Below are 21545 nucleotides of genomic sequence, written 5' to 3'. Positions count from 1 at the left end.
CGTTGCGCCTGCGCGAGCCGGAACGGGGCGGCCGTGCACCTCGGCGGCCGGACACTGAGCCGCGCGCGCTGCCGCGTAGACTGCGTGACCATGCGCGCACTCGACCGACGGATCGGGGGCCTTGCGCTGCCGGCCCTGGGCGCGCTCGCCGCCGAGCCGATCTTCCTCCTCGCCGACACCGCGATGGTCGGCCATCTGGGCGCCGGGGCGCTGGGCGCACTCGCCATCGCCGGGACCATCGTGCAGACGGTCCTGGGCCTCATGGTCTTCCTCGCCTATGCGACGACCCCGCGCGTGGCCCGCCACCTGGGCTCGGGCGATCAGCGCGCCGCCGTCGGCGCGGGCTTCGACGGCATCTGGCTGGCCCTCGTGTGCTCGGCCGTGCTCGTGGCCGGCGGGCTGCCGCTGCTGGGCTGGCTGCTGGGCCTCTTCCATCCCGCGCCCGAGGTGGCCGCCGGCGCCCTGTCGTACCTCACCATCTCCTGGTGGGGGCTGCCGTTCATGCTCGTCGTCGTCGCGGCGACGGGTCTGCTGCGGGGCCTGCAGGACACGAAGACGCCGCTCTTGGTCGCGGCCGGCGGGTTCGGGCTCAACATCGCGCTCAACGCGCTGTTCATTTACGGGCTAGGCATGGGGGTGGCCGGTTCCGCGCTCGGCACCGTGTGCGCCCACGCCGCGATGTGCGCGGTCTACATCGTCATCGCAATCCGCGCGGCGCGGCGCTTCGGGGCAGACCTCCGCCCGGACTGGGCGGGGGTGCTCGCCGCGGCCCGCACTTCGGGCTGGCTGCTCGTGCGCAATGCCTCGCTGCGCGGCGGCCTCATCGTCCTCATCGCCGCGGCCACCGCGCTGGGGACGGCGCAGCTGGCCGCCCTGCAGGTGGCCCAGACGCTGTTCAATTCGCTCGCACTCGTGCTCGACTCCATTGCGATTGCGGGCCAGGCGCTCATCGGCTTGGAGCTGGGCCGCCGGGATCGCGCAGGCGTGGCCGCCGTGCAGCGCCGGCTGCTGCTGTGGGGGACCGGTTTCGGAGTCGTCGTGGGCGTGCCGCTCGCGTGCGCCTCACCGTGGGTGGGCACCGCGTTCACCTCGGACGGTGCCGTGCGCGCGCTGCTCGCCCCGCTCGTGCTCGTCCTGGCGCTGTGCATGCCCATCGCGGGCTGGGTCTTCACCCTCGACGGCATCCTCATGGGCGCCGAGGATGCCCGCTACCTCGCGCTTGCCCAGGTGGTCTCGTTCCTCGTGCTCGCCGCGTGCGCGTGGGCGGCGATGGCCGCGTTCGGATCGCTCACCGCGCTCTGGGCGAGCTTCTGCTTCGGCTTCATGGGCGCCCGGGCGGTCACGCTGGGCCTGCGCATGCGCGGCCAGGGGTGGATCGAGCGCGCCGAGGCGCGAGCCTGACCACACGGGTCTCCTGCAGTGCTGTGTTTCCTGGGGACTGATGCTTTGGGCGGGCTTGTGGTGCTTGTTGGGTTGATTGTTCCGATGGTGCTCGGCGGCGCTGGCTGCACAGGTTTCGCCGGTTGAGCCCGGTGCGCTCTTCTCGCCGGCGCGCTCCCTCTAACGGATGTACGGGGCCGACTTTCGCCATTGCGCCACAGAAAATCGAAGAGTATTAGGTCGTCTGGGCTTTGCGGAGTCCTTTCCATGCTCTCGTGTCCGTGCCTCGTTCTATCCTGGATCCACGACGGAAACATCCAGCAGGCGGGGCCGGCGGACACGCGGAGAGGGGGCGAGTGGCATGGCGGATCATCGGAATGCGAGCAGCGGAGACCCCGCGGGCCCCGCGCGTCCCGGTGGTCCCAGACGCTCCGGCAGCCCTGGAGACGACCACCTCCGGCCGCAGGGCTACGATGCCGCGGTCTTCGCGGCGCTGGCCGAGGAGACTACCGTCATCAGCAGGCACAGCCTGCGCCGCATGCTCGGCCCCGGCCTCACGGCACTGCAGAGCATGATCGACCACGGGGTGCTCCGCACCCTGGGTGTCGACGACGGTGCACTGCTCGATTCCTCCGGCGATTGCGTGGGAATCGGTGAGGTGTGCACGGGGTGCGGTCTGCTCGACCTCGCTCCGGATGCGCACCGCTCATCCGACCAGGCGACTGGCCGCGGACTCGACTGCGTCGGAGGCGACGCTCCAGCTGCGGGGGCATCGACAGTCGATCGCACATCGGGGGCTTGGCCGGGACCCGGAGGAGGCGAGGGCCACGGTGGGCGCAGGGGTGAGGGCGCCGGTGCGCGTGACGAAGCGGTGGGCCTCTGCCGCTGCCCGGCGGCGGGGCCGGCCGAGGAGCCTGTGACCGTCGAACCGCGTCGTCTCTTCGATCTTCCCGGTCTCGGTGCCCCGGTCAGCCCGGCTCCCGACGACATTCCCTGGGCCGATGCGATCCCCGTGGATGCCGAGCTCATTCCGGTTGCGCGCATCGCCCGCCTGCTCACCCTCCACGCGCCTGGTCGAGTCCCCGGCCAGCTCTACGACGGCGGGAAGCTGCGCTTGGGGATGACCGTGGGCGCGGTGCTCGACATCAGCGAATACTCCGCCCACCGGCTCATTGCCCAGGCGCTGACCGCGCTGCTCGGTCTGCCCCGACTCGTGGCGCAGGTGCGGTGCGGGCTCATCGACTTCCGCAAGCTCGCACTCGCCGCGGACCTCGCCGGCGACTTCCCGCTGCTGCGGCTGCGGCGCATCGACCAGCAGCTGGCCGCCCTGCGACCGAGCATGCGCCTTGCCGACTTTCGTCGGCACCTCGTGCGAACCGTCGCAGCGGCCCAGGATCCGACGGAGCTGGCCGAGCTCGCGCACAGCCGGCGGCGCGTCGAATACAGGCCGCAGGCGGACGGGACCGCCGTACTCTCGCTCATCGGCCCCAGTGCCGAACTCGACGCGCTGCATCGGCGCCTCTACGCGGTTGCACGGGCCGTGCGGCGCAGCGAACTCGGAGCCTTCGGGCAACAGGTGCCGCCCGGGGCGCGCGTCATCGATGAGCGCAGCCTCGACCAGCTCTGCTTCGACATGCTCTCCTCGTACCTGCCGCACGTGAGTGTGCAGGCCGTGCTCCCCATCGAACCGGGAACTAGTGCCGATGCTGCGGCATCCCGCGGGTCCCGTCCCACCGCGGCCGCTGAAGACGCGCGTGCGCAGCACACCGGTTCGCACCCGCAGCGCGACTCCGGGTCCTTCGGGAATCTGCAGTGCGTCCCCGGTTCGGGCAACGGGGACACCAATCGCGGTCACCCCGCCCCCAGCGCCGGTGCGGCGCAGGCGGTTCGGCCCCCGAGTCAGGTCGATGGTCACGGGGGTGGCCCCGCCGGGTCGGAAGTGACCGGCTCTCACACCCAGGATGACCACGAGCAGGGTGTGCGAACGCATTCCGGTTCGCCACGAGCTCCGGGGTCCATTGTCTGCCGGCACGACGGGAGCTGTCTGCATCGCGCCTGCGGACCCGGCATCGCAGAAGGAGCGGGGAGAGGTGCCGACGAAGGCGAAACCAGCGACCGTCACAGCGCGATGATCGGGGAAAACAGGCCAGGAGTTCCCTGGCAGGGGCGCAGTGTGCCCACTGTGCGGGCACGCGACGAACTGGACCGACCAGACCGGTCGGACAGGCCAGGCCGACCAGACCGGTCGCACAGGCCAAACGGGACAGGTGTGCCGGATGGGGCAGGCGGGACGTTCGGCGCAGACGAACCGGATGGGCCAGGTTGGCCGGGTGGATCCAACGGACCGGTTGGGCTGGACGGCAGCACGGTCGGCGGTCAGGCCGGACAGCTCGTCACCCTCACGCTCACGTGCCCGACGAACACGCAATGGCTGCGCGCCCAGGCTCGGGTCGCTCTCACCGTCCCGGCACTCACCGCCCTCGGACTCAGCGAGCTGCCCGGCGAGCTCGCAGACGGGGCGCTCGTGCCGGCGGATGCCGTGCGCCGGATCGCCGGTGGCCTCGATTCGGTGGTCCGCATCCTCACGGATCCCGTCGACGGTCACGTGCTCGATGCCGCAGCGCGCACCTACGCGATCCCGGCGCCCATGCGCACGGCCGTCGAGGCGAAGTGGCAGCACTGCACGGCACCCGGCTGCTCGCGACGGTCCGGGTCCTGCGAGCTCGACCATCGGGTGCCGTTCGACCACGAGAATCCCGGTTCCGGTGGGCGCACCGACTTCGAGAACCTCCATCCGCTGTGCAAGCGGCACCACCAGATGAAGACCGACGGCAGGCTTGTGCCGACGAGGACCGCTGAGGGCATGCTCGCCTGGAGCCTCAACGGTGGGATCTCCGCGGTCACCGAGGTTTCCGGCAACCCTGTGTCGGCCCAGCACGCGAGCGAATTCACGGCCCTCCTCACTGCGCTCGCTGAATCCAGCGGAACGGTCGGAGAGGGCGCGGACGGCAGGGTCGGGGCGGAGTGCGAACGAGATGCGGCAGCGGGCCACGATGTTCGCCTCGGGAGCACTGGTCCGCTCAGGAGCACCGGTCAGCCCAGAAGCGGTGGTCAGCCCAGAAGCGTTGGCCACCTCGGAGGCGGCAGCGACCGCGGGGGCAGTGGTCGATCCGGGGGCAGTGGTCATCCCGGAAGCGCTGACACGCCCCACGTCGAGCCTCCGCCCTTTTGACGAGCCTCAGCCCACTTTCACGAGTCTCTGCCCACTTTCACGAGTCTCTGCCGTTCTGACGGGCCTCCTCCCAATTGAGGGGGCACTGCCCAGGACCGTGCCCTTCTTCGGACTTCCCCGGGGGTGAATCCTCACCCGTCGTGTGTCCACACGCCGGTGGTCAATCGGCCTCGCTACGCTGGGAGCATGGCAACAATCCGCCCCCTGAGCGACGACGCCGCGACCCAACAACTGCTCGAGCCGTTCCTCCTGCTGGCCGTCAACTGGTCGATGGACAAGCCGGAACTCTCGCGTGCCGAGGCCATGAGCCGGCCCGAGCTCGCCCGCTACGTCACGGGGTGGGGTCAGGCCGGCGACCTCGCGCTCGGGGCGTACGAGGGCGACGGTGCGGATCGGCTCATCGGGGCGGCGTGGCTGCGGCGGTTGCCGGACTCGCCCGGCTACGGCTGGGTCGCCGACGACATCCCCGAGCTCACCATCGCGGTGCACCCGGACAGGCAAGGCGAGGGGATCGGCACCGCGCTGCTGCGGGCGCTCAAGGGCGCGGCGCGCGTAGCGGGGGAGCGGGCCATCAGCCTGTCGGTCGAGGATGGCAACGGCGCCGCCCACCTCTACGCCGCCGCCGGTTTCCGCACCGTCGGCGCCGATGGCGACGCCTCGATCATGCTGCTCGACCTCAGCGCTTAACCCGCACGCGCTGCAGCGTGGCACCGTTGTTCGGGCACCCGCGCTCCACCGCTGCACAAGGCCCGAACACGGTCTCGAGATGCGCCGGAACGGCCGGGTGCGGCGGCTGCGAGCCGGAGAACATGCTCGGTGTTGTGAAGTGCTCCGGTCTGGGAGCGCCCGATGTTCGGGTACGCGCCGGAACGGGACGCAGCGCGTGGATCCGGAACGGGAGACCACTGGGCTGAGCCGGAACGGGCGACCATCGCGCTGACCGCCGACAGATCCGGGGGGCATCCCGTCGGGTGAGAAGGCGGATGAGAACCAGAACGGTTCCGGATGGATGGGTGCGGGCGGCGTGGGAGCGGGCCTGAGCCCGTGCGCCGCTCGGTGCGGGAGCGGGCCTGAGCCGATGCACCGCTCGGTGCGGGAGCGGGCCTCAGTCCGTGCGCCGACCAGCGCGGCGCTTGTCCACCCCCCCGATCGTTCAATGCATGCGCTTGCCCGTGCCCGTGCTCGTGCTCGTGCCCGTGCCCGTGCCCGTACCCGTGCCTCCCGCCACAGTCCATGCGCCGGTCCGTGCGCACGCCCGCCGGAGCCGCGCACCCGTCTCAGCCGACCTGTGGCAGCGGCGGCAGTTCGGCTTCGAAGAGCCAGGGGAAGAGCGCCTCGCGTGCCTGGGATCCCGCGCGCTCCTCGACGAGGCCGAGGAAGTCATCCGTGGTGACGTTGCCGAACCGGTGGCGCGCCGTCCACTCGCGCAGCAGGCCGAAGAACGCCTCGTCGCCGGCGGTGGCGCGCAGCACGTGCAGCGTGAGCGCACCGCGCTTGTAGACGTCGTCATCGAACATGTCGTCGGGCCCCGGATTGGCGAGGACACCGCGGGCTGCCTGGGCAGGCTCCGTCCGGGGCGAACCAGCCTCTCCGGCGTCGGAGCTCATCGTGCCTTTCGCACCGCCGTTGGAATCAGCACCGCCTGCGGATCCGCCCACGTCGGCGGAACTGGCCGCGACGTCGGAACCAGCGCCGCCTGCGGAACCGCCCACGTCGGCGGAACCGGTCCTGCCCTCGGAACCAGCGCCGCCTGCGGAACCGCCCACGTCGGCGGAACCGGCCCCGCCGTCGGAACCTGCTGGACGACCGGCACCGCGTGCTCCGCGTGCCCCCTCGGTCACGTCGCTCCCCTCGCAAACCCCCGCATCCGGGTCGCCTGCGCCGCCTGCGCTACCTGCGCCGTCTGCACCGCCAGCACTACCAGCGCTGTCTGCATCGTCAGCGCCAACCGACCCGCTCGCGTCCGCACCGCGTGCCCCCGCCGCGCGGGAGACGACGCCGCCGACGGCCTCGCCCACCCGCTCGGCCGCGCGCCGGAGGAACCCCGGCCGCAGCGAGTCGTAGTGCGCCTTGGCCTGCTCATCGGCCGAACCTCGCCCCGAGGCCTCGGACCACAGCCACTCGGCGTAGCAGGCGAAGCCCTCGTTGAGCCAGATGTCGCGCCAACGGGCGGGCGTGACGGAGTTGCCGAACCACTGATGGGCCAGCTCGTGGGCCACCAGCCGCTCGGCCTGCCACGTGCGGTGGAGGTGATTGGGGCCCAGGATGGACAGCGGCTGGGACTCCAGCGGGATCTCCAGCACGTCATCGGTGACGACGACCCCGTACGCGTCGAACGGGAACGGGCCGAAGCGCTCCTCGAACGCGCGCATCATGCCGTGCTGACGGCTCAGGGCCCGCTCCGCGTGCGCCCACCGCTCCGGCGGGCACGCCAGGCGCAGCGGCACGCGAGAGACATCAGAGCCCGCGGGGGCGGGAATCTCGCCGCGCCGGTACCGGCCGATCTGCATGGTCGCCAGGTAGGTTGCCACCGGCACATCCGAGCGCCACGTCCACTGCGTGCGCCCGGCCTTGCGGCGCTCGCCCACCAGCTCGCCGTTCGAGATCGCGGTGTACTCCGACTCGACGAGGATGGAGATCTGGAACGTCGCCTTGTCCGAGGGGTGGTCGTTGCACGGGAACCACGTCGCGGCCCCATTGGGCTGGCCCGCCACGAGCACCCCGTCCTCGAGCTCCTCCCAGCCCACATCGCCCCACGTGCCCATCGCCGGCTCCGGATTGCCCGAGTAGTAGACGTCGAGCGCGAACTCCTGGCCCTCCTTGAGCGCCTTCCCCGGGCGCAGCACGAGCTTCGAGCCCACCGTCTTGTAGCGGCAGCGCTGGCCGTCGAACTGGGCGCGATCGCAGCGCAGGCCCACGAAGTCCAGTTCGATGGCATCCGCAGCGGCGCGCATGACTCCGCGCAGCGTGGCGTGCCCGCTCAGTCGATTGGGCACGATCCGGTAGTCGAGGACGAGCTCGTAGTGGTCGATGCGCACGGCGGCGGTGCCGGATTCGGGGGTATACGGGTCGAGCACTGTCATGCGCGGGTGCCGCGTCCTTTCGCTGGGTGCGGGCCGGCCGCACGGAAGGGTGGGGATAGGGGAATGCTACGCGCCGGGCGGCGCAGGGGGCTCCGCAGCCGAGGCGCGGGACGGCGCATCGGCACCGGCAACGGGCGCGTCACCGTGTGCTGCAGAGGCCGCGCGCTCATGAGCGGGTATCGGCTGCGCTTCGCGGGCAGGCTCCCCGCGGGCAGGCGCATCGCGCGCGCCCTCGTCCTGCGCTTCGCTTTCGTGCGCATCCGCCTTCCTTGCATCCCGCCTGTCCGCGTCCTCGTCGCGCGCATCCTCGGCCGCCAGCGGGGCATCGAGCCACGGGACCACGGGGTTGCCGGTGAAGTACGCGTGCGGCGGCACGAACTCGCCGCGCATGACGAGCGAGGCGGGCCCCACGGTGGCCGAGCGGCCCAGCTGGGCCGCCGGGAGGATGACGCTGTTGGGCCCCAGCGTGGAGCCCTCGTCCAGGGTGACCGAGTCGAGCGCCATGACCCGGTCGTGGAAGAGGTGGGTCTGGACGACGCAGCCCCGGTTGACGGTCGAGTTGTCGGCCAGCTCCACGAGGTCGGCCTCGGGCAGCCAGTAGGTCTCGCACCACACCCCGTGGCCGATCTTCGCGCCGAGGGCCCGCAGGTACCAGACGAGGGCGGGCGTGCCGACGGCCGTGCGCGCGAACCACGGCGCGGTGATGAGCTCGACGAACGTGTCGGCCACCTCGTTGCGCCAGATGAAGGCCGACCACAGGGGGTGCTCGCCGGCCCGGATTGGCCCGACGAACAGCCACTTCGCCGCGACCGCGATCCCGGCGGCAACCGCGCCGGCGGCCATCATGACGAGGCCGGAGAGCGCGGCGGCGAAGAGCGCGGCGCCGAGCCCGCCGGGCCGGCCGGTGAGCTGCCCGCCGGCCGCGAGCAGCCAGCACAGGGCCAGGAGAACCCCGGTGACGAGCACCCCCTCCACGGCGACTGCGAGCAGGCGCAGCGTCTCCCACGCCCCGCGGGCCGCGCGCAGCCGTGCCGGAGGCGCGTACGTGAGCGACTCATCGGCGGCCACCTCGCTGCGGCGCAGCTCCACCGGCGGCGAGCCGATCCACGACGAGCCCTTGCGCGACTTCCTGGGTGCGGCGGAGAGCACCGCGACGAGCGCGTTCTTGGGCACGCGGCGCCCGGCGGCGGTGATGCCCGAATTGCCCAGGAAGGCCCGCTTGCCCACCTTCGCCCGGCCGATGCGCATCCAGCCGCGGCCCATCTCGTACGAGGCGACCATCGTGTCGTCGGCGAGGAATGCGCCGGCGGCGATCTGCGTCATCTTCGGCACGAGCAGCACGGTCGAGGCCTCGACACCGCGGCCCACCTTGGCCCCCAGCAGCCGCAGCCACACGGGGGTGATGAGGCCCGCGTAGAGCGGGAAGAGCAGGTCGCGGGCCATGTCCATGACCCGCTCGGTGGCCCAGATCCGGTAGCCCATGGCCGAGCGGACGGGGAACTCGCCTTCGCGCAGCCCGGCCCCCAGCGCCCGCACGACCGCGAGGATGAGCAGCGCGGTGCACGCAAACCACGCGAGCGCCTGGAACGGCGCCCACGCGAGCAGCGCCAGCGGCCGGGTGGCGACCTCGGGCCCGGAGACGGCGACCATGAGCGCGAGCCCCGGCACGGCCGCAAGGTAGGGGATCGTCGCCTGCCCCAGCGAGCCGAGCGCGTAGAGGAGGAACGGGGCGTGGCGGCGCGTGCGCGGGGGCGGCGGCCAGTGACGGCGCGCCTTGCCCACCCGCACCGCCGGCGAGCCGGAGTACACCTGGTTCTTGCGCACCTTCCCGGTGACCGCAGAACCGGGCTCCACATGGGCCCCCGCGCCCACCTGCGCGCCGGGCATGAGCGTGGAGCGGGCTCCCACGGTGGCGCCGCGGCCCACCCGGATCGCGCCGATGCGCAGCAGGTCGCCGTCGACCCACCAGCCGCGCAGATCGACCTCCGGCTCGATCGCCGCACCCGCCTCGAGGGTGAGCAGGCCGGTGACCGGGGGCACGGAGTGCAGGTCCACGCCGGGCCCCACGCGGTTGCCCAGCAGCCGGGCGTACCAGGTCACCCACGGCGCACTCGCGACGGACACCGCGGCGGCGAGGTCCGCGATGTGCTCGGCGAGCCACAGCCGCAGGTGCACCCCGCCCGAGCGCGGATAGACCCCCGGGCCCACCCCGGCCAGCAGCGCCCGGGCCACCCCGGCGGAGACGAGCATGCGCCCCCAGGGCGTGACGAACGCGGCGAAGAGGGCCAGCGTGAGCCAGCCCGGTGCGGTGGGCACGCGGGCGCCCAGCAGGGCCGCGGCCTCGAGGACGAGGAAGGCGATGACGAGCCAGCGCATGCCCGCGAGGATGTGGACGGGAATCCCGAGCAGGGTCTGCAGGGCCTGCATCGAGCGCTTCGTGCGCACCACGGTGCGCGCGGCCCGGGCCGCCGGGGCCTGGGACTCCGCGCCCAGGCACAGGTCGACGAGCGCGCCGAAGCGCGGGTGGGCGTAGACGTCGCCGACGGTCACGGCCGAGTGCCGGGCGCGCAGCCGCGAGACGAGCTGCGCGGCCGCGAGCGAGCCCCCGCCGGCGGAGAAGAAGTCGGTCGCCTCCCCGGGGACGGCCCCGAGCACCGCCGCCCACTGCTGCGCGATCCACTCGGCCTCCGGCGGCAGCGGACTGCCGTCCGCCGGCTCGGCCGCGGCGGCACCGGGCAGCGGCCACGGCAGCGCGGCGCGGTCGACCTTGCCCGAGGTCTTCGTCGGCAGCTCGTCGACAAGCGCCAGGCGCGGCACGAGCGCGGGCGGCAGGGACTCGCGCAGCCGCGCGGCCCAGCCCTCGATCGCCGCCTCCGCCTGCGGGCTGCCGGCGGACGCGCCCAGGGCGGGGTCGTCCGGGGCGAGGTAGCCGATGAGCAGCTGCGTGCCGCCCGGGGTGGACTTCACCGCGGCGGCCGCCCCGCGCACGCCCGGCAGGGCCTGCAGCGCGGCATCGACCTCGCCCAGCTCGATGCGCCGGCCCCCGAGCTTCACCTGCTCGTCCGCGCGGCCCACGAACAGCAGCCCCGCCGGGTCGTTGACGACGATGTCGCCGGAGCGGTACGCCCGCTCCCAGCCCAGCGACGCCATGGGCGCGTACTTCTCCGCATCCTTGGCCGGATCGAGGTAGCGCGCCAGCCCGGCGCCGCCGATGATGAGCTCACCGGAGGCGCCCTCGGGCACCGGGAAGCCCGTGGCGGGGTCGACGATCGCGAGGCTCCAGCCGCGCAGCGGCAGCCCGATGCGCACGGGTCCCGCGCCCAGCTGTGCGGCGCATGCGACGACCGTGGCCTCGGTGGGCCCGTAGGTGTTCCACACCTCGCGCTCACCGTCGGCCAGGCGGGCCGCGAGCTCGGGCGGGCACGCCTCGCCGCCGAAGATGAGCAGGCGCACCGAGTCGAGCGTCTCGGCCGGCCACAGCGCGGCCAGCGTCGGCACGGTGGACACGATCGTGATGCGGCGGCTGGCCAGCCACGGGCCCAGGTCCATCCCGGACTTCACGAGCGCCCGCGGGGCCGGGACGAGGCAGGCACCGTGGCCCCAGGCCAGCCACATCTCCTCGCAGCTCGCGTCGAAGGCGACGGACAGGCCGGCGAGCACGCGGTCGCCCGGCCCGATCGGATCCTCGGCGAGGAAGAGCTCCGCCTCCGCGGCGACGAACGCGGCCGCCGAGGCGTGCGAGACGGCCACGCCCTTGGGCTTGCCGGTGGAGCCCGAGGTGAAGATGATCCAGCAGTCGTCGTCCGGCCGCGGCTCGCGCAAGGCCGGCGGCGCGGTGCGCTCCGCCCGGCTCTCGATGGCAAGGCCAGGGAAGCCGGGCACCGACTGGGCCCCCGCGCTCGCGCCGGGTGAGCCCTCGGGGCCCATGATGACCGCGGCCACCGCGGCCTCGCCGAATACGGTGGCTGCGCGCTCCTCCGGGTCGTCCACGTCGACCGGCACGTAGGCCGCCCCGATCATGAGTGCGCCGAGGATCGCGGTGTAGAGCTCGGCGGTGCCGCTGGGCACGCGCACGCCCACCCGGTCGCCGGGTCCCACGCCCGCGGCGTTGAGGGCGAGCCCGACGTCGCGCACCTGCGCGATGAGCTCTTCGTAGCTGAGCACGCGCCGCCCATCGTCGAGCGCCGGGGCGTGCGGGTGCGCGGCGGTCGTGGCGAGGAGGATGTCGATGAGGGTGCGGGGAGGGCCGGCGAGCGGCGCGGCGGGGAACTGCGGGGGATGAACGGTCACGGCAGGCCTTCGTGGGGTGCGTGAGAGCGGAATCGGCGCAGAGCGGGCCGCGGGCCGCGGCCGTGGACGACAATGGTCATGACGATGGTACGTCGAAACCGGGGCGGCCCGGACTGGACGCCCGCGGGCCGGGCCGGGCGGGTGCGATCGGCTGGCGGTGGGAGGGTGCGAATGCGCTGGTGGGCGGGGCATGACGGGGACGCCGAGGCGCGCCTGCGTGCGCTTGCCGCCCGCGCGTGGGGCGCGGGCCGGGCGGGCATCGCACGCACCGCCGGCCCGCCGCAGCTGCGCGTCGGCGCCGAGCGCGTCGCGGCCTCGCTGGCCCGGTCCGGTCCGTGGGGTGCCGCCGCCTGCGCCGAGCCGGGCGAGCGCGGCGGCCTGGGCATCGACATCGAGGACGCCGGGGCGTTCGCCAACTCCGGCACCCGCGCCGCCGACTTCGCCGCGACCGTGCTGGGCCCCGCCGAGCTCGACTGGTATCGGGCCGCGGGCGCCGGCAGCGAAAAGGCGCGGTTGGGCCTGCTGCTCATCGCCTGGGTGCGCAAGGAGGCCGTCGTCAAGGCGTCGCGGACCGGTTTCGATACCGCGCGCGGGGGCGTCGATCCCCGCGACGTCGAGGTCTCGGCCCCCTGGGAGGCCCCGCGTGCCCTGGGCCCCAGGTGGGCCGGCACCGCGCTGTGGGACCTGGCGCCCGGGGAGGGGCACCAGCCTGCCCCGGGCGGGGCCGGTGCGCAGCGCAACCGTGCCGACGCGCGCCTCGGCGACCCGCGCCTAGCCGGCCCGCGGTTAACCGGCCCGCGCCTCGGCGACGGGGCAGATGGCAGCGGGGCGGTGGCCGCCCTCGCCTGGCGCGCGGAGCCCGTCAGCGGCGACCGGAGCACCGGGGACTGAGCGGATGGACGGCACCGGGGGCGGGCCCGGCCGGGCTCACTGCGGCAGGATGCGGCGCACGATCGGCCGGCGCAGCAGCCACCAGAGCAGGAGCACCACTCCGGCGCCCATGAGCCCGTTGAGCCACGGATTCTCCGACGGACTCAGTGGTGTGACCACGAGGGGCAGGACGAGCGCCTGGAGGCAGTAGGCGGTCAGCGAGGCCGTGCCGAAGGGCATGAGGAGCCAGCCCAGCCAGCGGGAGATCCAGGTGCGCAGCACATGGAACAGTGCCAGGAACCCGCAGAACCACACGAAGGCCAGCGCCATGCGCGCGGGCATCATGGGGCTGTTGGAGAACATCTCCGCCGTGGCCGGCTGAATCCGCTCATACCAGTCCCAGAGCCCCAGCCCCTCGAAGAGGTCCGGCGCGTGGACGATGAGCGCGCTCGCGGTCACGGTCAGCGCGGTGATCGTGAGGAGCGCCACGATGAGCGCGGTGCGGATGCGCAGGTGGTTGGCCGCCCAGGTGCGCATGTCCTCGAATTTGTAGCCCATGATCGCGGCGCCGAAGAACAGCAGCTGCCACTGCAGCTCGGCCTCCGGGATCTCCTGGAGGAAGCTGAGCGCGTAGACGGCGATCGACAGCAGGCCCGTGAGCCACCACAGCCCGCGGCGGACGAACCACAGGAACAGCGGCGTGACCGCCAGCATGACGGCGTAGAGGCGCAGGAAGAAGATCCAGTCGGTGAACGCCTGCATGTTGAGGATGTACTTGATGAGCAGCAGCGGCGTGGCCATCTGGTCCTCGGGCGGGAGCGCAGGCAGCCGCTCGTTCGGGCCCACGAGGAGCGTGTAACCGATGATCGCCAGGCTGATCGCCACGCCCCACAGGTAGAGCTTGGCGGCGCGCGAGAGCAGCGCCCACGACAGGTCCTTGAGCGGGGCATTGCGCCCCTTGTACGCGCGGATGTAACCCACGAGCAGCCCCGAGATGAGGAAGAAGCCCTCCGCGGCCGTGACCCACAGGTAGCCCTTGCCGGAGAGGAAGGCCAGCGGTGAGGGCCAGAACTCCAGGTGGTCGAGGATGATGACGACGACGAAATAACCGCGCAGCAGGTCGAGCTCGACTATGCGGCGGCGGCGCGCCGGCTTCTTCGCGTCCATCGCCACACATCGTATCCGCGCTGGGTTATGGATCGGCCCAGCGCGGGCTGTGCACCGGACGTGGGGGTGGGCAGCCGGCTATGACTCGACCGGCACGCGGGCCGGCGCCGTGGCAATCGATTCCGGCAGCGGGGTCCGGCAATCGGGTCCGGCCGCGGCAGCGGGCTCCCGCGGTGGGAGACTGGATGTGTCGGCACTGCCGGGCGCACGAGCAGCGCGAGACGAGACGGGCGAGGAGGAGCCATGGCCAAGCGATTCGCGGTGGGCGATCACGTCACCTGGAACTCGGAGGCAGGCCGCGTTGGCGGCACGATCATCCGCGTGCACACCTCGGACTTCGACTACAAGGGCCACACCCACCGGGCCAGCGAGGCAGACCCGCAGTACGAGATCCGCAGCGACACGACCGATCACATCGCCGCGCACAAGGGCGGCGCGCTGACCCTCGCACCGCGGTGAGCGGGTCAGCCGGAGGACGGGCAGCCCAGGTGGCCGGCGGCTCCGCGGCACCGCGCCTGCTCACGGTGGGCCACTCCAACCTCGACTTCGCGGACTTCGCCCGCGAGCTCGCCGAGGCGCGGGTCGGTCAGATCGTCGACGTGCGCCGCCTGCCCGGATCCGCGCGCTACCCGCAGTTCGATGCCGAGGCACTCGCAGCGGCCCTGGGCGAGCGCGGGATCGGCTACGAGCGCATCGCGGGGCTGACCGGCCGCCGCAACGTCAGCCGCGAGGTGCCGTTTGAGGTCAACGCCTGGTGGCAGAATCGCAGCTTCCACAACTACGCCGACCACGCGCTCGGCGAGGAGTTCGCTGAAGGGCTCACACGCCTCCTGGAGATCGCCCGGAGCGTGAGCGGCGGCGCGGCCGAACCGGTGAAAGGAACGAGCACTGGTGCACCCGCTGCCGAGGCGCCCGGCACCGCGCTCATGTGCTCCGAGGCCGTGTGGTGGCGCTGCCACCGTCGGATCATCGCCGACCACCTGCTGGCCCGCGGGCTGCCCGTCACGCACCTCATGGGGCCCGGCAAGCGTAGCCCCGCGCAGTTGAGCGCGGGAGCACGGGTGTGCGCAGACGGCGGCGATGTCGAGGTCACCTACCCGGGCTGACCCGCCTCACAGGCCCGAAGCCACCACGGCAATAATGCCGCCGTGGCAGCAGTCGACAGTGGCAGCAGCCCACCGCGCCTGCGGCGATGTGCGACCGTACTGGCCCGCCCAGCAGTCCGCTGCGCGCCGACTGCTCCGCCGTGGTGCTCAGCCCCGCTGCGACCGGTCAGCCCCGCTGCGCGCCGCCGGATTCGGCGCCACCTGATTCAGTGCTGGGCTCCCACGGATCCCAGTGGCCGCCCACCTCCGCAAGGCGCGCCTGCGCGGCCCGCGCCGATTCGGCGCCGAAGGGCCAGAGGCCGCTCGAGGATTCCTCGCCCATGTCCGTGCCCCACCGGCTGAACACCGTGTACTCGGGCTCGCGGCGCGCAACCGCGCGCAGCCGCCGCAGACCGCGCGGCCGCTCCTCCTCAACCGACTCGGTGAGACCGGATCCCACGAGGGCGAAGACCGTGTCCTCGAGGTCCTCGGCCGCAGACTCTCCCGTCTCGTCGCAGGCATCGCAGGCGCAGGAGGGGAACGACCGGGCGACCGTGGTGCCGGCGAGCACGGTGACCCCGGGCACGGGGCCGGTCACGATGGCGAACGTGAGCGGCACGGCACCGGGGGAGCGCGGGCGCAGGCGGACCAGGTGTGCCTCGGCCGCTTCGTCGTCCGCGGGCATGCCGAGGGCGGCGAGGTCGCGGAGCGAGACACCGGGGGCGGCCGGGACGGGACCGGTCTCCTCGCTCACCTCGAGGTCGACGCGCGTGCGCAGATGGTCGGCAATCGCGCGGGCGACCTGCGCCAGCGGGGTGAAGCGCTCCGGGTGGGAGATGCGCGAGTACGACTCCTCGGGCGGCCCGTCATCCCACCGCTCGCCGTAGGGAATCGGGGCGCCGGCGGCATCGAGGAAGACCGGAGCGTCGGTCTCCGGGCGCGAATAACCGTCGCGGATCATGCCGCCTCCTGACGTGGGCGCTGGCTGGGGTAGGCGCTGGATGGGATCGGTCCTACCGGGTGGGCGATGCCCGGTGAGCGTGCTGCCGAGCGTGGGGGTCGATCGAAGGGTGCTGTGGCTGACCTGGCTGTGTGCGGGGCGGCCCCTCGCTGACGTGCCTGCTGCACCGCGCGGACGACACGGCCCGGGACCGCGTCGATGCGGTCGGAAGAGCGGTCGCCGCGGGGGCCGCACCCGAGCGTCGGCTTGGCCAGTGCTCAGGTTGTCAGTGTTCAGCCTCTCACTGCCCACGCGGTCAGTATGGCAGTGCGGTCAATAAGGCAGTGCCGAACCGGCCGGCGGAAGAGCCGGCGCCGGCCACGCGCAACCGCCGGCACGCGCTGGACGGCACTGCCGCCTCGGACGGGCATAGGGTGACCTTATGAAGGCACACGAGGGCAGAGACGGCGCGCGGGGACCGGGCAGTCGGCGCGAGGGGGCGCTCTATGTGGAGATCCTCATCCGCGCGCCCCTCGAGCGCGTCTGGGAGCTGACCCAGGATCCCCAGCTGCATCCGCGCTGGGACGGGCGCTTCAGCCGCATCGTGCCCACCCGGCTGCGCGACAACGGCGCGCAGGAGTTCCGCTACGAGCTCAGCCTGGGCTTCCACACGATCACCGGCACGGGAGTGAGCCTGGGGGAGCGCCACGGCGCGCACGGGCAGCGCACTTCGGCGCTGGCCTTCGACACGGATGACCGGCTCTCCCCGCTGGGCCGCGGGCGCGGCTACTGGCGCTACATCCCCACCGATGAGGGGGTGCGCTTCATCACCGGCTACGACTACGCCCCCGGCTGGGGCGCCCTGGGGCGCGTGCTCGACCCGCTCCTCACCCGGCGCCTCGTGTGGTGGCTGACCGCCTGGAGCTTCGACAGGCTCCGGCTGTGGGCGGAGGACGGGACCCAGCCCGAGCGGTTCTCCGGGCTGCGGGCGCTGCGCCCCGGCGGTCCCCGCGCGCACCGCTGCGCGAAACGGCCCCCGCAGCGCGGCCGCACGATCATGGGCGACGCCCCGGCATCGCTCGCGGAGGTCACGCGATGACGGAGGAACCCACGGCAGGCGATCGCATTCCCTGTGAACCCGGCCCGACCGACGGCCCGACCGGTCAACCGAGCGGCGGCCCGACCGACGGCGGCGTCTTCCGCCGTGCACTGGGCGCCGACTTCGACCGGCTGCACCCCCAGCTTCAGCGCCGCTTCGGCGTGAGCGTGGCCGCCGGCTACGGCTGCGTGGGCACCGGGGTCATGGCCGAGCTGCGCCGCGGGCCGTGGTGGACCGTGCCGTTCCTGTCCATCGGCACGCTGCGCAACATCCTCTTCCCCGAGCGGGGGCGAATCGTCGCCTTCCGCATCGACAACTTCCCCTATATCGACGGCTACGGCCGGGAGACCGTCTCGTTCGTGCGCACCATGGAGGTGCGGCCGGGCAGGCGCCGCCGCTTCGACGCGACGATGATCTACAGCGCCAAGCGCGGTGGAGTCGTCGACTACCTGGGCACCCACCAGCACCTCGCAGTCGACCTGGAGCTTGCCGTGACGGATGCCGGCGGGCTGAGCCTGACCTCGGGCGAGCAGCGCTTCTACGAGGGGCCGGTGGGCTTCCGCTTCCCGATGCTGGCCAGCGGCTTCGCCCGGCTGCGCGAGCACTTCGACGACGAGCGCCAGGTCTTCGCCATCGACCTCGAGGTGCGCAATCGCGTCTTCGGCTTCCTCTTCGGCTACCGCGGCGAGTTCACCTGCGAATACCCCGCCATCACCACCGCCCCGGCCCCCGTCAAGCCCTACCGCGAGGAGCGGTGCGAATGACCTCCGTCCTCGCAGCCGCGCTCGGCGCGCAGGCCTCCCTGCTGCGCCCGGAGGTCGCCGAGTACGTCGCCGGTGCGCCGAGCCCGGGCGACGCTGCCGGCTCGGAGAGCGCGCCCTCGCCGGTCGCTGGCAGCGGCCAACCCCGCCGAGGCGTGGGCGAGGGCCTCTTCACCCGCGCCGGCTCGCCGCTGCGCGGGCTGCTCGCGCTCGCCCGCCCCCTCGTGGGACCCGGCCTGCTCATCACCCGCTGGGAGCGCGACGTCCCCTTCCGCATCGTCAACGCCCCCACCGGATCCGCCGCGCTCGCCGCACACCGCTCCTTCTGCTTCGAGGGCGGCGAGCAGGTGGCCGAGGACGTCCTCGTGCCCACCGGGCGCCCCGGTGGCCTGCTCGACCTGCTGGGGCGCGAGCGGCGCATCGAGGTCGCGCTGCGCGCCTCGGCGACGGAGGCCGGGCACCTGCTGCTCGAATCCACCGGCGTGCGGGTGCGGCTGGGCCGTGCGCACGTGCCGCTGCCCGGACCGCTGGGCGTGAGCGTGCGGGTGGAGGGCGGCTTCGACGACGAGCTGGGCCGCCACACGATCGCCGCGCGGATCGCGAACCCGCTGGTGGGCACCGTGCTCGCCTATACCGGCTGGTTCGACTACCGCTACGAGGACTGAGCCCCGCGCGGCCGGTTCGCTCCGGTGGGCTGACCGTGCGGTCCCGGCGCGCTCGCCCCGGCCCGCCCGCCGCGTTCAACCCACCCCGCGCACTGCCCGCCGCGCTTGCCCGCGACCCGCTGGGCCCCTGTACTACGCTGGCGCCTAACTCGTCACCGCACACGCAGCCGCGCGCCCGCCCGCGCAGCCGCGCCAGCCCGCACCCCAGGAGCCGCCCATGGCCGAGCTGAAGAAGACCCTCGGACTGCCCTCGCTCATCGCCCTCGGCGTGGCCGGCGTCGTGGGATCGAGCTGGATCTACACGTCCTCGCAGTTCTTCGCCGATGTGGGCGCCGGCGGCATGATCATCGGCCTGCTCGTCGGCGCCGCGCTCGCCGCGTGCGTGGCGCTGGCCTACGGCGAGCTGACCTCCGCGGTGCCGCGGGCCGGCGGTGAGATCGTGTGGGGCTACACGGCCCTGGGCCGCACCGCCGGCTTCGCGACGGGCTGGTTCCACATCGGCGCCTACATCTCCTCGCTCGCGTTCTACATCACCGCCTTCGGCACCCTGCTGGGCAAGTACGTGCCCGCGATGGCCGACATCCCGCTGTACTCCGTGGGCGGCGAGGCCGTCACGCTGCCGGTCCTCGCGGTGGGCATCGCCCTGGCCATCCTCGTCTTCGCGCTCAACTGGTTCGGCGTCTCGCTGGGCGCGCAGCTGCAGGTGGGCCTCTTCGCGGTCATGATCGCGATCGGCACGGTGCTCGTCGTCGTCGCCGCCGTCCACGGCACGCCGTCGAACCTGTTCCCCCTGTGGACCGCGGACCAGCAGCCGTTCCTGTCGGTCGTGCGCATGGTCGTCCCCGGCATCACGTACGTCGTGGGCTTCTCGCTCGTGGCCGTGCTCGCCGAGGAGTCCAGCCTGCCCGCCGCGAAGGTGGGCCGCGCCGTTGTCCTCACGGTCGCCTGCGCCGCGGCGTTCTACACCGCGGTGCTGCTCGCCACCGCGTACGTGCTCCCGTGGGAGGACGTGGCGAACATGAAGCTCGGCACGATCGACGCGTTCACCCAGGCGGGCTTCCCGCTGCTGGGCCTGGGCGCGTTCCTCATCGGCGCGCTCGGCCTCGTCACGAGCTTCATCGGCCTCTTCGTCGCCTCGAGTCGCGTGGTCCTCGCGCTCGCCCGCGCGCGCCTGCTGCCCCACGGCCTGTCCGTCGTCGAGGAGAATTCCGGCGTGCCGCGGCGCGCGCTCGTCTTCGTCTTCGCCATCACCGTGGTCCTCGGCCTGCTGGGCCCCGGCGCCATCGTGTGGTTCCTCGATGCCGGCGGGGTGTTCCTCGGCATCGTCTGGCTGCTCGTCGTCATCGCGAAGTACCGCATGCCCAAGCGCTTCCCCGGCCTCGAATACGCCTACCGCGCCAGGCCCCAGTGGCTGCCCGCGGTGGGCGCGCTGGGCGCCCTCGCCGTCATCGTCTGCACGGTCTTCCCCATCCCCGGTGTCGACATCGCGCTCAAGTGGCCCCAGGAGTACATCATCCTCGCCGCCTGGGTGCTGCTGGGTACCGTGTTCTTCGCGTTCTCCCCGCGCCCCAAGGACCGCGAGGCCGTGTTCCGCGAGGTCACCGGCCCGCTCGCGGACACCTTCGAGGCGGCGCGCAAGAAGCCGCGCGGCTGAGCTTCGCCTCTCACCGCGCCCGAGGCGCGGGCCGGGCGGGTGCCCGCCCGCGCCTCGGGCGCGGCTAGGGTGGGGCGGTGACCTCACCCGAGCTGGCCCGCGCCGCCTCCCTCATCCGCTCGATCCCCGATGTGCCCAAGCCCGGCATCGTCTTCCGCGACGTCATGCCGCTGCTCGCCGATGCCCGGGCGTTCGCCGCGGTCATCGAGGCGATGGCCGCCCCCTTCGCCGGCCGCTTCGATGCCGTGGCCGGGCTCGAGGCCCGCGGGTTCCTCTTCGCCGGTGCGATCGCCCAGGCCACGGGCACGGGGCTGGTGCCCGTGCGCAAGGCGGGCCGGCTGCCCCGGCCTGCCGCGCGGCGGGACTACACGATCGAATACGGGGAGGCGACCATCGAGGTGCAGGACGACCTGCCAACCGGCGCCCGCGTGCTCATCGCCGACGATGTGCTGGCCACCGGCGGCACGGTGGAGGCCGCCTGCCATGTGCTGCGCGAGGTCGGGTGCCGGGTGGTGGGCGCCACCGTCCTCTTCGCCATCCCGGAGCTTCGCGGGCGCGAGCGGATCGGCGACATCGAGCTCGCGACGGTCTTCGAAGGCTGACAGCGAGAGCCGACGTCGAAGCCTGCATCGGCGCCGCGGGAGCCTTCGGCGGGGCTGCGGCGCCTCCGGTGCCGGTCAGGGGGTCAACCCATCGGTTGAAATCCCGGGCTCACCCGTCTTTCGGTGCGGTGCTGGGCGGCGGTCGGGCCTAGTCTGGCCCGCGTGAAGACAGAGAAACTGCTCAGGCGCCTCGACCGCATCACCGGCGGCGCCAGGGCCGGCATCCGCGTCCCGGCCGACCGGGTCGCAGCGTCTCGCACCCGTCGCGCGTTTGCGTGGATCACCTGGCTGCTCGTCCTCGAGCTCGTCATCGGGGTAGGCGCCGTGGGCATCGCCGTGGTGCTTGCCGCCGACGGGGAGGCAGTGCGGTTCGCCGTGTGGATGCGCACGGTGGTGGTGCTCGGGATGACCGCGACCCTGTTCTACTTCTCGTGGCGGGCGGCGCTGGGGTGGGTGTGGGCGTACCAGCGGCTGCGGCTGTTCTCCAAGATCTTCCCGGTCATCACGCTCGTCATGGCGGCGATCCCGCACCTCTACCCGCTGTGGATGGTGACCGAGCAGATCGTCTTCAGCCTCGTGATGATCGGGGTCTCGGACTTCCTCAACACGGACGAGATGCGCGCGGCCTTCCGGGTGCCCGCGCCCGCGCGGGAGGCGGCACGGCGTGCGGCGGCGCCGGAGGCATAACGGGCGCTGACACGCCTGGGCGGCGCGCGG

16 protein-coding genes are annotated in these 21545 nt (G+C 73.0%); 12 read left to right on the top strand and 4 right to left on the bottom strand.

All coding sequences use genetic code 11. The features are described from left to right. Positions 1-90: 90 nt before the first annotated feature. From BRM1_RS04540 to BRM1_RS04530, 3 genes are all read left to right on the top strand, one after another. A complete protein-coding gene (locus BRM1_RS04540; RefSeq protein WP_268528739.1) occupies positions 91-1401 on the top strand; it encodes an MATE family efflux transporter in 1311 nt (436 codons plus the stop codon). Between the two features lie 895 nt (positions 1402-2296). Continuing rightward, a complete protein-coding gene (locus tag BRM1_RS04535; RefSeq protein WP_268528737.1) occupies positions 2297-4612 on the top strand; it encodes a DUF222 domain-containing protein in 2316 nt (771 codons plus the stop codon). Positions 4613-4798: 186 nt separating this feature from the next. Next, on the top strand, positions 4799-5299 hold the full coding sequence (locus BRM1_RS04530) for a GNAT family N-acetyltransferase (protein ID WP_268528735.1): 501 nt from the start codon (positions 4799-4801) through the stop codon (positions 5297-5299). A gap of 590 nt (positions 5300-5889) precedes the next feature. On the opposite strand, the gene BRM1_RS04525 is transcribed toward BRM1_RS04530, so the two are convergent. Then, complete coding sequence (locus BRM1_RS04525) at positions 5890-7695, bottom strand: M1 family metallopeptidase (protein WP_268528734.1); 1806 nt, start codon at positions 7693-7695, stop codon at positions 5890-5892. A gap of 66 nt (positions 7696-7761) precedes the next feature. Beyond that, positions 7762-11985, bottom strand: coding sequence for a Pls/PosA family non-ribosomal peptide synthetase (locus tag BRM1_RS04520; protein WP_268528732.1), 4224 nt, complete (start codon positions 11983-11985; stop codon positions 7762-7764). A 171-nt stretch (positions 11986-12156) separates the two neighbouring features. Between BRM1_RS04520 and BRM1_RS04515 the strand changes: the two genes are divergently transcribed. Next, entirely contained in the window at positions 12157-12876 is a 720-nt protein-coding gene (locus tag BRM1_RS04515; protein WP_268528730.1) for a 4'-phosphopantetheinyl transferase superfamily protein, read from the top strand. Between the two features lie 36 nt (positions 12877-12912). On the opposite strand, the gene opgC is transcribed toward BRM1_RS04515, so the two are convergent. Next, a complete protein-coding gene (gene opgC / locus BRM1_RS04510) occupies positions 12913-14022 on the bottom strand; it encodes an OpgC domain-containing protein (RefSeq protein ID WP_268528727.1) in 1110 nt (369 codons plus the stop codon). A 243-nt stretch (positions 14023-14265) separates the two neighbouring features. Here opgC and BRM1_RS04505 point away from each other — a divergent pair, with 243 nt between their 5' ends. Together BRM1_RS04505 and BRM1_RS04500 are read left to right on the top strand one after the other, a co-directional pair. After that, a complete protein-coding gene (locus tag BRM1_RS04505; protein ID WP_268528725.1) occupies positions 14266-14481 on the top strand; it encodes a DUF2945 domain-containing protein in 216 nt (71 codons plus the stop codon). Further along, complete coding sequence (locus BRM1_RS04500) at positions 14478-15128, top strand: DUF488 domain-containing protein (RefSeq protein ID WP_268528723.1); 651 nt, start codon at positions 14478-14480, stop codon at positions 15126-15128. Before BRM1_RS04505 ends, BRM1_RS04500 begins: the two co-directional genes overlap by 4 nt. A 166-nt stretch (positions 15129-15294) precedes the next feature. On the opposite strand, the gene BRM1_RS04495 is transcribed toward BRM1_RS04500, so the two are convergent. Then, positions 15295-16068 (bottom strand): DUF6226 family protein, encoded by a 774-nt coding sequence (locus BRM1_RS04495; RefSeq protein ID WP_268528720.1) that lies wholly within the window; start codon positions 16066-16068, stop codon positions 15295-15297. Positions 16069-16489: 421 nt separating this feature from the next. On the opposite strand from BRM1_RS04495, the gene BRM1_RS04490 reads away from it, so the two are divergent. The 6 genes from BRM1_RS04490 to BRM1_RS04465 all read left to right on the top strand — a co-directional run bounded on the left by BRM1_RS04490 (position 16490) and on the right by BRM1_RS04465 (position 21515). After that, on the top strand, positions 16490-17146 hold the full coding sequence (locus tag BRM1_RS04490; RefSeq protein ID WP_268528717.1) for an SRPBCC family protein: 657 nt from the start codon (positions 16490-16492) through the stop codon (positions 17144-17146). Beyond that, entirely contained in the window at positions 17143-17910 is a 768-nt protein-coding gene (locus tag BRM1_RS04485; protein WP_268528714.1) for a DUF4166 domain-containing protein, read from the top strand. Before BRM1_RS04490 ends, BRM1_RS04485 begins: the two co-directional genes overlap by 4 nt. Further along, the gene (locus BRM1_RS04480) at positions 17907-18572 is read left to right on the top strand and encodes a DUF4166 domain-containing protein (RefSeq protein ID WP_268528711.1); all 666 of its coding nucleotides are present in this window, start codon (positions 17907-17909) and stop codon (positions 18570-18572) included. The genes BRM1_RS04485 and BRM1_RS04480 overlap by 4 nt, the downstream gene beginning before the upstream one ends. 217 nt (positions 18573-18789) lie before the next feature. After that, positions 18790-20226 carry an APC family permease gene (locus BRM1_RS04475; RefSeq protein WP_268528707.1) on the top strand — a complete coding sequence of 479 codons (1437 nt, stop codon included), beginning with the start codon at positions 18790-18792 and terminating at the stop codon, positions 20224-20226. Between the two features lie 77 nt (positions 20227-20303). Then, positions 20304-20828, top strand: a complete 525-nt coding sequence (locus BRM1_RS04470) for an adenine phosphoribosyltransferase (RefSeq protein WP_268528704.1) — start codon at positions 20304-20306, stop codon at positions 20826-20828. A gap of 162 nt (positions 20829-20990) precedes the next feature. Then, entirely contained in the window at positions 20991-21515 is a 525-nt protein-coding gene (locus tag BRM1_RS04465) for a hypothetical protein (RefSeq protein ID WP_268528701.1), read from the top strand. Positions 21516-21545 lie beyond the last annotated feature (30 nt).

Origin of the sequence: Brevibacterium sp. BRM-1 (genome assembly GCF_026802075.1) — a bacterium.
In the GTDB taxonomy this organism is placed as follows: domain Bacteria; phylum Actinomycetota; class Actinomycetes; order Actinomycetales; family Brevibacteriaceae; genus Brevibacterium; species Brevibacterium rongguiense.
Note: the sequence above shows the minus strand (reverse complement) of the source record. Positions and strands in the feature narration are given on the sequence as shown.